This is a genomic window from Microbacterium esteraromaticum, from assembly GCF_014084045.1.
Classification (GTDB): Bacteria; Actinomycetota; Actinomycetes; order Actinomycetales; family Microbacteriaceae; genus Microbacterium; species Microbacterium esteraromaticum_D.
The window spans coordinates 894,017-905,090 of record NZ_CP043732.1; the positions used below are offsets into that span (position 1 = coordinate 894,017).

Genomic DNA, 11,074 nt, shown 5'->3' on the forward strand with positions numbered 1-11,074 from the left:
TCCATCGGGGTGGTCTGAAGCAACATTCGTCCGACGCGCAACCACCGGCAAGACATTTCCCGCTATGCGGGATGATGGATGCATGGCCGATCAGCTCAGCAGTGTGACGAGAGCCCTCGAGACCCTGCGCCTGTTCACCGGGGAGCGACATTCGATGGGCGTCACCGAACTCGCCGACCTGCTCGGATGCTCCACCTCGACGGCGCAGCGCACGCTCGCGACACTCACCGAGCAGCACTTCCTGCGGCGCGACGACGAGACGCGCACCTACCGGCTGGGTCCAGCGGTGCTGCACCTCTCGCGCGCCTGGCGCAGCACCGCGTCGCTCGGCAGCATGGCCACCCCCATGCTGGAGTCGCTCGCCGAGGCCACGGGGCTCAACGCGACCTTCGCCGTGCCGGATCATGCGCACATGCGCGTCGTCGCATCGATAGACGGCGCCGAGGGTCCCCTGCGCGGCTACCCGATGGCCAGCGAGCTGTTCCCCGCGCACGCCGGCGCCATCTCGAAGGCATACTACGCGCAGCTGCCGCACGCGCTCCGCGCCCGCTTCATCGGCGATCGCCCGATGGCGCGATTCACCGCCGAGACGAAGACCGACCCCCGACAGCTGGAGGAGGAGTTCCTCGACATCCGGGCTCGCGGGTGGTGCTATTCGCAGGGCGAGTACGACACGAACGTCGCCGCCCTGGCCGCGCCCGTGTGGATGGGTAAGGAGCCCCTGGGGGCGATCGCCCTATCGTCCCGATCCCCCTTCGAGGTCGACGACCACCTCGTCGAGGCGCTGCTCACCGCGACCACGGCGCTCGGACGACTGCTCACGCGCGACGGCTGACGTTCCTGGCGCTCTGCCCGCACGCCGGGAACCTCAGACCGTTCGGCCTGCCGACGGCGTGGCGGATGCCGACACGCCGCGCCACGAGCATCCGATCCGGCAAACCCGACAGGCACCCCGCACGCCGGGAACCTCAGAGGATCCGACCCGCCGACGGCGCGGCGGATGCCGACACGCCGCGCCACAGGCATCCGGTCCGGCAAACCCGACAGACGCCCCCGCACGCCGGGAACCTCAGACGATCCGACCCGCCGGCGGCGTGGCGGACGCCGACACGCCGCGCCACGATCATCCGGTCCGGCAAGTCCGACAGGCACCACACACGACGAGGCCCCGATCCACCTGCGTGGATCGGGGCTCGGCGAGCAGGCGTCAGGCGCCGCGCAGACGCTCGGCCAGGTAGGCCTCGAGGTTCTCGAGCGCAACGCGCTCCTGACCCATGGTGTCGCGGTCGCGCACGGTCACCGCGTCGTCGTCGAGCGAGTCGAAGTCGACGGTCACGCAGAACGGGGTGCCCACCTCGTCCTGGCGACGGTAGCGGCGGCCGATGGCTCCGGCGTCGTCGAAGTCGATGGTCCACTTGCCGCGCAGAGTGTCGGCCACCTCGCGCGCGAGCGGCGAGAGGCGCTCGTTGCGCGAGAGCGGCAGCACCGCGACCTTGACGGGCGCGAGGCGCGGGTCGAGCTTGAGCACGGTGCGGGTGTCGGTGCCGCCCTTGGCGTTCGGCACCTCCTCCTCCTCATACGCGTCGACGAGGAAGGCCATCATGGCGCGGGTGAGGCCGAACGAGGGCTCGATCACGTAGGGCGTGTAGCGCTCGCCCGATGCCTGGTCGAAGTACGTCAGCGACTGGCCGGACGCCTCGCTGTGGCTCGACAGGTCGTAGTCGGTGCGGTTCGCGACACCCATCAGCTCGCCCCACTCCGACCCCTGGAAGCCGAAGCGGTACTCGACGTCGATGGTGCCCGCGGAGTAGTGCGCGCGGTCTTCTTCCGGCACATCGAAGCGGCGGATGTTGTCGGGGTCGATGCCGAGGTCGATGAACCAGTCCCAGCACGCCTCGACCCAGTGGTCGAACCACTCCTTCGCCTCGGCCGGCGGCACGAAGTACTCGATCTCCATCTGCTCGAACTCGCGGGTGCGGAAGATGAAGTTGCCGGGAGTGATCTCGTTGCGGAACGCCTTGCCGACCTGGCCGATGCCGAACGGCGGCTTCTTGCGCGACGCGGTGAGCACGTTCGAGAAGTTCACGAAGATGCCCTGCGCGGTCTCGGGTCGCATGTAGTGCAGGCCCGACTCGTCGTCGACGACGCCGAGGTAGGTCTTCACGAGACCGGAGAACGACTTCGGCTCGGTCCACCTGCCGCGGGTGCCGCAGTCGGGGCAGACGATGTCGGCCAGGCCGTTCTCGGGCTGGCGGCCCTTCTTGGCCACGAACGCCTCGACGAGGTGGTCCTCACGGTGACGCTTGTGGCACTGCAGGCACTCGACCAGCGGGTCGCTGAAGGTCGCGACGTGACCGGATGCCTCCCACACCCGCTTCGGGAGGATGATCGACGAGTCGAGGCCCACCATGTCGCCGCGGCCGCGCACGAAGGTCTGCCACCACTGCCTGCGGATGTTCTCCTTCAGCTCGGTGCCGAGGGGGCCGTAGTCCCACGCAGAACGCGAACCGCCGTAGATCTCACCCGCTTGGAACACGAACCCGCGGTGGCGGGCGAGGGCGATGACCTTGTCAAGACGGGACTGTTCGGCCACGGTGGCTCCAATGGTCGGATGCTGCGGGTGAGAAGCCCGTGAACACGGGCATCCCAATCCTACCCGCGACGCCCTTCCGGCACGTCGGATGCCAGTGGGATGCTGGGGCGATGGAACAGCGCGTGAGCTTCATCACCCTCGCCGTGGCCGACGTCGCCCGCAGCCGGGCGTTCTACGTCGACGGACTGGGCTGGCGGCCGATCTTCGAGGCCGAGGGCGAGGTTCTCATGCTGCCCGTGGCCGACCGCCTGATCCTGTCGCTGTGGAGCGTGGCCGGCTTCACCGCCGAGATCGGCCAGGCACCGGCATCCGGAGTCGCGCCGATCACCCTGGCGCACAACCTCGCGACCGAGGCCGAGGTCGACGCGGTGCTCACCGAGGCCGAGGCGCTGGGCGCCGTCGTCTCGCCCGCGACCAGACGCGAGTGGGGCGGCTACTCGGGGTACTTCGCCGACCCCGACGGCTTCCGCTGGGAGATCGCGGTCAACCCCGGCGACACCGGGGCGTTCGTGCTGCCCCCTACTCGGTGAACAGGTAGCCGCGCTCGTTGTCGAATCCGGCGATGTGCAGCCCCCGGCCGAGCAGCTCCTCCATCTCGCCGCGCAGACGCAGGCGCCACTCGTGCGCGGCATCCGGATCCGACGTGCGCATCGCCTCGACATCCGTCGGGATCTCGAGGGTCGCCACGACGGACTCGGGCGCCGGGGGCTTGGCGATGTCTGCCAGGGCCCACTGCACATCGAGGCGGTCGCTCTCGTCTCCCGCGTCGCCGCCGCCGAAGATGCCGTAGCGGTTCACCGAGTAGCCGCTCACTCGTGCGCCGAGCACGGTGAGGAAGAAGTGCGCGTTGCGCGCGACGAGCGGGTCGTATGTCCAGGTGATGCGGCCGACCTCGCGCGAGAACGCCCACTGACGCTGGTGCTCCTTGAGCTCGCGGCCCCAGCCGCGGCCACGGTACTCGGGCAGCAGGGCGGTGATGTGCGAGTGCATGGTGCGCTTTCCCGGCTCGCCGAAGAACGCGATCGATGCGCCGACCATGCGCTCCTCGCCGTCGCTGTCGTCGAACAGGCCGACGACGTAGTTGCCCGCATGCTGCAGGGCGCGCAGAGTGCCTGCGTCGATCACGCGGTTCTCGCCGCGGATCGAGTCCAGCAGCTCCTGGGCGTCGATGATCAGTTCGACGGTGTCGAGGTCTCGGATCGTGCGCACGGTGTCAGTCTGCCTCTCGAAGCTTCGAACGCCCGCGTCAGCGGACGAACCGGATGGTCATCGGGTACTCATACGGCCACCCGCCGTTGGACTTCACCGCCGCCATGATGCTGAAGACGATGTTCAGCACCCACGCGGCGAACATGATCAGGAAGCCGACGAGCACGATCGTGAGCAGGCTGCCGACGAAGTAGGCGATCAGCAGAGTGAGCTGGAAGTTGAGCGCGTTGGCCGTGTGCGCGCGCACGAACGGGCCGCGGTCCTTCAGCACGAGGAAGCCGATCAGCGCCGGCAGGAACTGGAACAGGATGCCTCCGACGTGCACCAGCGTCGACCACATCTTCTCGTCGGACGGGCTCATCGGCTGCGGGGCGGCCGCGTATGCTCCGGGCGGCGGGGGAACGTTGCTCATGCGGCCAGCGTACCGGGGCGGTCAGCGGGCCGGGAAGGCTTGGCCGCCACCTGCGGCGAGCGCGTCGGCGACGATCTCGAGGTACTCCTGCATCATCTCCCCCGGCATGGCGGGCATCGCCTGCTCCCAGTAGGGAAGGATCGCCCCGCGGCCCTGCATCATGCCGAGCGGCCGAGCGTACGCCCACAGGTGCAGATGCGCGGATCCGTCGTTCCAGCGCGAGAAGTGACAGCGAGCGACCGCCGGGATGCTCTTGGCCGCCTCCGAGACGCGCTGCAGGATCGGCCCCAGACCTGAGAGCACCTCGACGGGGGCATCCTCGAGCTTCACGTGGCGGCGCGGCGAGATCGCCCCGATGAACGGGATGCCGCTCGGCCCCTGCATGCCGCCGCTGACGCGCCACTCGTCGTCCTGCCAGATCGTGTACTCGTTCGCGGGTCGGCAGTGACCGCACTGAGAGGCGTCGAGCTCGCCGCTGCGCGGCTTCTCCGGCACGAGCATCGGCTCGAGCGGCAGCAGCTCGAAGGCGGCGATGCTCGCGCGTGGGCCGCTGCCGGGGATGCCGCGGGTGTCGAGTGTCTGGCCGATGGGCGCCCAGCGGTGCCAATCGGTGTCTGCGGGATGCTGCTCGTCGGCGCTCATGGGTACATCGAACCACGCCGCACTGACAGAGCGCGGCGGCCATGTCAACGGGCCAGCCGAGCCCACCCCCTCCGCCGGTAGGGTCGGCGGCATGAACAGCACCGGACGCGACATCGTGAGGCAGTCGACCATCACCGCGGCAGCGGTGTTCATGATCATCGGCGCGGCTGTCGGCGGCGGCGCGTTCGGGGGCGAATCGGTGGCCGAGCTGCAGGACGGCGCGCTGTCCGCGCAGGGCTCGCACCTCGCACCGGCGGGGCCCGCATTCGCGATCTGGACGCTGATCTACCTCGGCCTCGGCGCATACACGATCTGGCAGGCGCTTCCCGCTCAGCGCGACAGCAGCCGCCAGCGTGCGATCGGCTGGTGGGTGGCCGGGTCGATGGTGCTCAACGGCCTGTGGCTGGTGACCGCCCGCTTTCTGAGCCTCGTGGCGACCGTGGTCGTGATCGCGGCTCTGCTCATCGTGCTGGCGCGCATCATCGTGCTGCTCGGCCGCGACCGGGCATCCGGCCTTCTCGACCTCACCCTCTTCGACGCCGTGATGGGACTGCACTTCGGCTGGGTGACGATCGCGACCGTCGCGAACACCGCCGCATGGCTGACGCAGACGCTGCCCGACGGGCTCGGGCAGCAGGCGGATGCCTGGGGCATCGGCGTGCTCGTCGTGGTCGCCGCGATCGGTGCGGCGAGCGCCCTCGTGACCCGCCGTCTCGCCCCTGCCCTCGCGACATCGTGGGGGCTGGTGTGGCTCGCCGTCGGACGGTTCGGCGGCGAGCCGGAGAGCATCCCGATCGGCGCGGCGGCTCTGATCGCGGCGGCGGTCATCGTCGGCGCCGGGGTGGTCGGACTGGTGCGCTCGCGTCGCAGCGCACGTTGACGAGTGCCGCCCGCGAACTCGGCGCGCAGCAGCCCGCTCGCGCCGCGAGCGTAGGCTGGAAGGATGCCTTCCCCAGTTCCCGCGACCGACACGACCCCGTCGGAGAAGCGATTCCTCGGCCAGCCACGTGCACTGGCCCACCTGTTCGGCGTCGAGATGTGGGAGCGCTTCAGCTTCTACGGCATGCAGGGCATCCTGCTGATCTACCTGTACTTCAGCGTGACGAAGGGCGGGCTCGGCCTCGACGAGGCGGTCGCTGGAGGCATCGTCGGCGCCTACGGCGGATCGGTGTACCTGTCCACCATCCTGGGCGCCTGGCTCGCCGACCGGCTGTTCGGGTCGGAGCGCGTGCTGTTCGCCAGCGCGATCGTCATCGTCGCAGGTCACCTGGCTCTCGCCCTTCTCCCCGGTGTCGTCGGGGTCGCGGTCGGTCTCGTGCTCGTCGCACTCGGCTCGGGCGGCCTGAAAGCCAATGCGACGGCCGTCGTCGGCACCCTGTACTCGGAGGACGACACCAGACGCGATGCCGGGTTCTCGCTCTTCTACCTCGGGATCAACCTCGGGTCGTTCTTCGGCCCGCTGCTGACCGGACTGCTGCAGAAGTCGGCCGGGTTCCACTGGGGCTTCGGGCTCGCAGCAGTCGGCATGACCGCCGGCCTCATCCAGTACAGCTTCGGGCGCAGGGAGCTGCCCGACTCGGCGCGCGCGGTGCCCAATCCGCTGCCGCGCAGTCGCTACCCGCTGTTCGCCGGCATCGCCGTCGGCGCCGTGGCCGTCATCGCCGTGCTCGTGCTGACGGGTGTCATCCGCGCCGACAATCTGGCGAGCATCGTGATCGTGTGCGCGCTCGGCGCGACGATCGCGTACTTTGCCGTGATCCTCGCGAGCCGGCACATCGACCAGGTCGAGCGCTCGCGCGTGTGGGCGTTCGTGCCGCTGTTCGTGACGAGCGTGGCTTTCTGGTCGCTGTACCAGCAGCAGTTCACCGTGCTGACGGTGTATAGCGACAAGCGACTCGACCGGTCGATCCTCGGCTTCGAGATGCCGATCTCGGCCGTGCAGTCGATCAACCCGGTGTTCATCATCGTGCTCTCGGGCGTGTTCGCGGCGCTGTGGACGCGCCTCGGCGCCCGCCAGCCGTCCACCCCGGCGAAGTTCGCGCTGGGCACCGCACTCATGGGCGGCGCGTTCCTGCTGTTCCTGCCGTTCGCGAACGGCGGCGAGGGCTCCACCCCGCTACTGGCGATCGTCGGCATCCTGTTCGTGTTCACCGTCGCCGAGCTGCTGCTCTCGCCGATCGGACTGTCTGCCGCGACGAAGCTCGCGCCGGCGCGCTTCAAGACGCAGATGGTGGCGCTGTTCTTCCTCTCGATCTCGCTCGGCACGGCCATCTCGGGCTGGCTGGTGCAGTTCTACGATCCGACGAACGAGGTGCCGTACTTCACCGTGCTCGGCCTGATCGCGATCGTCGTCGGAGTGGGACTGGGGCTGTCGGTCAAGCCCGTGCTGAAGCTCATGAAGGGCGTCAGCTGACGGCTGGCGCAGCTGGTTGCGATCCCCGAAATCCGGCAACCCTCCCCAGAACCGGATACCCCGCACCCGGGCATCCGGAACTCGGTCGACCTGCCGGAACTGGGCACCTCACCTCGCCCCGGTCGCCGAAACCCGGCAAACCACCCCAGAACCGGATACCCCGCACCCGGGCATCCGGATCTCGGTCGACCTGCGGAACTGGGCACCTCACCTCGCCGGCCCCGGTCGCCGAAATCCGGCACCGCTCCCCAGAACCGGATACCCCGCGCCCCGGCATCCGGAACTCAGCCGACCTGCCGGAACTGGGCGCCTCCCCGGCCCCGGTCGCCGAAATCCGGCAAACCACCCCAGATCCGGAGACCCCGCACCCGAGCATCCGGAACTCAGCCGACCTGCCGGAACTGGGACCTCACCTCGCCCACCCCGATAGCCTCGTTCCGTGGGCGATGCGGATGACCGGGCGAGGAAGCGGCTCTCACGCACCCCTCCTCGCGGTGCGATCGTCGCCGTGCTGGCCTTCGTCGGGCTGTGCGCGGCGTTCATGTTCACGCTCGTCGTGCCGCTGCAGGCCGAGCTTCCGCGACTGCTGAACGCCTCGCGCGAAGACACCAGCTGGGTCGTGACGATCACGCTGCTGGTCGCCGCGGTGGCGACGCCGATCTCGGGACGCCTCGGCGACATGTACGGCAAGCGTCGCGTCGTGATCGCGCTGCTCGCTCTGCTCGTGGTCGGCTCGATCGTCGCGGCGCTGTCGTCGTCGATCATCGGCGTGATCATCGGCCGTGCCCTGCAGGGCGCGACCACGGGGGTGGTTCCGCTGGGCATCGCGATCATGCGCGACGTGCTCCATCCCGAGCGCCTGGGCACAGCCGTCGCCCTGATGAGCGCGACGATGGGCGTCGGCGGAGCTGTCGGGATGCCCGTGGCTGCCATCGTCGCCGAGAACGCCGACTGGCACGGGCTGTTCTGGCTGGCGGCCGGGCTCGGCGCGGTCGGCCTGCTACTGGTCGTGCTCGTCGTGCCGGACGACGTGCTGCTCGCACCCGGGCGTCTCGACCTTCTCGGTGCGGTGGGGCTCGCGGCCGGCCTCACCGGGCTGCTGCTCTACGTCTCGCGCGGGGCTGATTGGGGCTGGACCTCGCCGCTCGCGCTGGCGTGCCTGATCGGCGGCTTCGTGGTGCTCGGCGTCTGGGGCCGGTACCAGCTGAAGGCGAAGGAACCGCTGCTCGATCTGCGGGTCGCCGCCCGCCCGGCCGTGCTGTACACCAACATCGCCGGGATCGGGATGGGCTTCGCCCTGTTCGCATCGAACGTGACATTCCCGCAGATGCTCGAGCTGCCCCGCGAGACCGGATCGGGGCTCGGCCTCGACATGTTCGCCGCGGCGGTGATCGTCGCCATCTCGGGCGTCATGATGATGATCATCTCGCCGCTTTCGGGATGGCTCGAGCGCACGGTCGGCCCTCGCCCGCTCTTCACCGTCGGCACCGCGGCGATCGTGCTCGCCTATGCGTTCGTGCTGATCTGGTCGACCGAGCTGTGGCACTTCGTCGTCGCGAACGTGCTGATCGGAATCGGCATCGGCTTCTCGTTCGCGGCCATGCCGATGATCATCATGCGGGCTGTGCCGGCTCACGAGACCGGCGCCTCGAACGGGCTGAACTCGCTGTTCCGCTCGGTCGGCACCTCGACGGCGTCAGCGGTGATGGGCGGCGTGCTCGCCGCGATGAGCATCGACGTCGACGGGCGGGCGATCCCCACCCGCGAGGCGTTCGAGGTCTGCTTCTGGCTGTCGATCATCGCCGGTGCGATCGGGTTCGCGCTGACGTTCCTGATCCCGAGGCATCCGAGCGCGGAGCCGCACCCGGCCCTGCCGGGTTAGGGCACCTGCCTTCGCCGCCCGGAATCCGGCAGATCGCCATCTCGGGCGCAGCGGAACCACCGCAGGCCGGCGCGCGGAACCATCCTCCGTCACGCCCGGAACCCGGCAATTCGTCCGAGATCCGGATGCCCGCGGCCCGAGCATCCGGATCTCAGGCGAACATCCGCATCTCGGGCGCAGCGGAACCATCCTCCGTCGCGCTGCGGATCGCGTCAGCGCGCGATCGTCCGGCCGTCCGGATCACCGGCGCGGGCCGGGCGCAGTGTCTCCGGCGCGGGCCACGGCAGCACTAAGCGCTCAGCGGGCGGACGCTGCATGTCTCCGAAGTCGTCGGCCTTCACGACGATCCGGCCGGCCTCAGCGGTCGGAGGCGTCACCTCGACGAAGCGCACGCGAAGGGGCTCCTGCGCCTCGCCGTCGAGCATCCACACGTCGGCGAGCCACGCGAGACCGACGGCTTCGAGCGCCGCCTCGGCGTCGAGCCAGTCGACCGCGTCGGAGGCCGGGCGGCCGAGCACATCGATCGCCACCCAGTCATCGCCTTCGGGGCGGATCCAGCCGAGCAGCTCGCCGTCGTCACGTCGGTGCGGAATCCAGTCAGCGGGCAGCATCCCTCGACGCTAGCCGATGGTCCCAGATCCGGCAGGTCGCCCCGGATCCGGATGCCTGCGGCCCAAGCATCCGGAGCTCAGGCGAACATCCGGATCTCAGGCGCAGACCCGCCCGGCAGGTCAACCCAGATCCGGCAGGTCGCCCCAGATCCGGATGTCTGCAGCCCAAGCATCCGGCTCTCAGGCCAACATCCGGATCTCAGGCACAGACCCCGGCCCGGCAGGTCGCCCCGCATCCGGCAGGTCGCCCCAGATCCGTAAGCCTGCGGCCCGAGCATCCGGATCTCAGGCGAACATCCGGATCTCAGGCGCAGACCCGGCCCGGCAGACCTCGCCAGAACCCGGATGCCCGTGGTCGCAGCCGGCGGGTCTCAGTGCGTGTACTCCATGAGGTCGGTGCCGAGCACGCGGAACGCATCGTGCACGCGCAACCGGTGGCTGATCGAGAGATCGTCGAAGCACACCGTCAGGGCGTAGGCGACGCCGGCGCGTGGCCCGGCGAGCACTCCGGCTTCGGCGCGGACGCCCCTGGCGCGTCCGGTCTTGTTGACGAACAGCAGGCCGTGCGCGTCGTCGTCGTGCGCGAACGGGTCGAGTCCCATCGCGGATGCCACCAGGGTGAGGTCCTGATTCAGGCTGAGCCACTCGGCCACCTGCGCGCTGACGGCGGCATCCACCGCCCGCGAGTCGACGAGGGCGGCGAAGAGCTTCGCGAACTCGCGCGTCGTGCCGACGGCGACGTGCGGCGCGTCATCGGGTCCGCGCTTGTCGCGGAAGCGGTCGAGCACGGCGCTGCGGGGCATCCCGAGCGCCACCATCCGAGAGCGCACCTGCTCGTGCCCGACGGCGTCGAGCAGGGCGTTCGCGGCGTTCGGATCGCCGGCCGCCGCGGCGAGCACGGCGAGGTCGGTCAGCGGCAGCGCCGGCGCGCGCAGGTGTCGCCAGAGGCCCGCCCGCGTGACCAGCTGGTCGTCGAGCCTGTCGATGATCCGCAGCGGGTCGAGCGAGCGCGACGCGAATCCGGCGGCCGTCTCGACGAGCACCGGCACGATGCCGAGGCCCGCGATCGGCAGCGGCACGTGGTCGTCGCCCGCGAGCACGACCCGGTCGGAGTCGAGCTCGGCGACGTGCACCGAGACCTGCGCTCCGCTCTGGGCGAGCTCTTCGAGTCGGCGCAGGCTGGGCGCGAACGAGCGGCGGTCGACGGCGGCGCGACGAGGGATACGCCGACCCCCGCGCGGTGCGCGCCGGCGGACCGCGGGCGCGCCGGACCCGGGCTCGGGGGCGGAAGCTGGCGACGGGACCACGCGCG

11 protein-coding genes are annotated in these 11,074 nt (G+C 70.1%); 5 read left to right on the forward strand and 6 right to left on the reverse strand.

Annotation, left to right across the window (positions count from 1 at the left end; genetic code table 11):
* The first annotated feature begins 82 nt into the window (after positions 1-82).
* Entirely contained in the window at positions 83-835 is a 753-nt protein-coding gene (locus tag FVO59_RS04300) for an IclR family transcriptional regulator (protein ID WP_182255001.1), read from the forward strand.
* Between the two features lie 372 nt (positions 836-1,207).
* Here FVO59_RS04300 and FVO59_RS04305 read toward each other — a convergent pair whose 3' ends face one another.
* Positions 1,208-2,593, reverse strand: a complete 1,386-nt coding sequence (locus FVO59_RS04305) for a glycine--tRNA ligase (RefSeq protein WP_182255003.1) — start codon at positions 2,591-2,593, stop codon at positions 1,208-1,210.
* Between the two features lie 110 nt (positions 2,594-2,703).
* On the opposite strand from FVO59_RS04305, the gene FVO59_RS04310 reads away from it, so the two are divergent.
* Positions 2,704-3,123 (forward strand): VOC family protein, encoded by a 420-nt coding sequence (locus FVO59_RS04310; protein ID WP_182255005.1) that lies wholly within the window; start codon positions 2,704-2,706, stop codon positions 3,121-3,123.
* Here the strand turns inward: FVO59_RS04310 and FVO59_RS04315 are convergent.
* The 3 genes from FVO59_RS04315 to FVO59_RS04325 are packed head-to-tail and all read right to left on the reverse strand — an operon-like array spanning position 3,113 to position 4,856.
* On the reverse strand, positions 3,113-3,802 hold the full coding sequence (locus tag FVO59_RS04315) for a GNAT family N-acetyltransferase (protein WP_182255007.1): 690 nt from the start codon (positions 3,800-3,802) through the stop codon (positions 3,113-3,115). The genes FVO59_RS04310 and FVO59_RS04315 overlap by 11 nt on opposite strands.
* Positions 3,803-3,839: 37 nt before the next feature.
* Entirely contained in the window at positions 3,840-4,214 is a 375-nt protein-coding gene (locus tag FVO59_RS04320; RefSeq protein ID WP_259363438.1) for a DUF4870 domain-containing protein, read from the reverse strand.
* A gap of 21 nt (positions 4,215-4,235) precedes the next feature.
* On the reverse strand, positions 4,236-4,856 hold the full coding sequence (locus tag FVO59_RS04325; protein WP_182255010.1) for a hypothetical protein: 621 nt from the start codon (positions 4,854-4,856) through the stop codon (positions 4,236-4,238).
* Positions 4,857-4,947: 91 nt separating this feature from the next.
* Between FVO59_RS04325 and FVO59_RS04330 the strand changes: the two genes are divergently transcribed.
* The 3 genes from FVO59_RS04330 to FVO59_RS04340 all read left to right on the forward strand — a co-directional run bounded on the left by FVO59_RS04330 (position 4,948) and on the right by FVO59_RS04340 (position 9,151).
* Positions 4,948-5,736 (forward strand): TspO/MBR family protein, encoded by a 789-nt coding sequence (locus tag FVO59_RS04330; RefSeq protein ID WP_182255012.1) that lies wholly within the window; start codon positions 4,948-4,950, stop codon positions 5,734-5,736.
* A gap of 63 nt (positions 5,737-5,799) precedes the next feature.
* Entirely contained in the window at positions 5,800-7,269 is a 1,470-nt protein-coding gene (locus FVO59_RS04335; RefSeq protein ID WP_182255014.1) for a peptide MFS transporter, read from the forward strand.
* 439 nt (positions 7,270-7,708) lie between these two features.
* Complete coding sequence (locus tag FVO59_RS04340) at positions 7,709-9,151, forward strand: MFS transporter (RefSeq protein WP_259363439.1); 1,443 nt, start codon at positions 7,709-7,711, stop codon at positions 9,149-9,151.
* A gap of 212 nt (positions 9,152-9,363) precedes the next feature.
* Here FVO59_RS04340 and FVO59_RS04345 read toward each other — a convergent pair whose 3' ends face one another.
* Positions 9,364-9,762 (reverse strand): hypothetical protein, encoded by a 399-nt coding sequence (locus FVO59_RS04345; protein ID WP_182255016.1) that lies wholly within the window; start codon positions 9,760-9,762, stop codon positions 9,364-9,366.
* Positions 9,763-10,133: 371 nt separating this feature from the next.
* Positions 10,134-11,069, reverse strand: coding sequence for a serine hydrolase (locus tag FVO59_RS04350; RefSeq protein ID WP_182255018.1), 936 nt, complete (start codon positions 11,067-11,069; stop codon positions 10,134-10,136).
* Between the last annotated feature and the right edge of the window lie 5 nt (positions 11,070-11,074).

Bases quoted from the DNA above. Each gene is read 5' to 3' on its own strand.
- FVO59_RS04300 (WP_182255001.1), top strand. From the start codon at position 83: ATGGCCGATCAGCTCAGCAGTGTGACGAGAGCCCTCGAGACCCTGCGC.
- FVO59_RS04310 (WP_182255005.1), top strand. From the start codon at position 2,704: ATGGAACAGCGCGTGAGCTTCATCACCCTCGCCGTGGCCGACGTCGCC.
- FVO59_RS04320 (WP_259363438.1), bottom strand. From the start codon at position 4,214: ATGAGCAACGTTCCCCCGCCGCCCGGAGCATACGCGGCCGCCCCGCAG.
- FVO59_RS04325 (WP_182255010.1), bottom strand. From the start codon at position 4,856: ATGAGCGCCGACGAGCAGCATCCCGCAGACACCGATTGGCACCGCTGG.
- FVO59_RS04330 (WP_182255012.1), top strand. From the start codon at position 4,948: ATGAACAGCACCGGACGCGACATCGTGAGGCAGTCGACCATCACCGCG.
- FVO59_RS04335 (WP_182255014.1), top strand. From the start codon at position 5,800: ATGCCTTCCCCAGTTCCCGCGACCGACACGACCCCGTCGGAGAAGCGA.
- FVO59_RS04345 (WP_182255016.1), bottom strand. From the start codon at position 9,762: ATGCTGCCCGCTGACTGGATTCCGCACCGACGTGACGACGGCGAGCTG.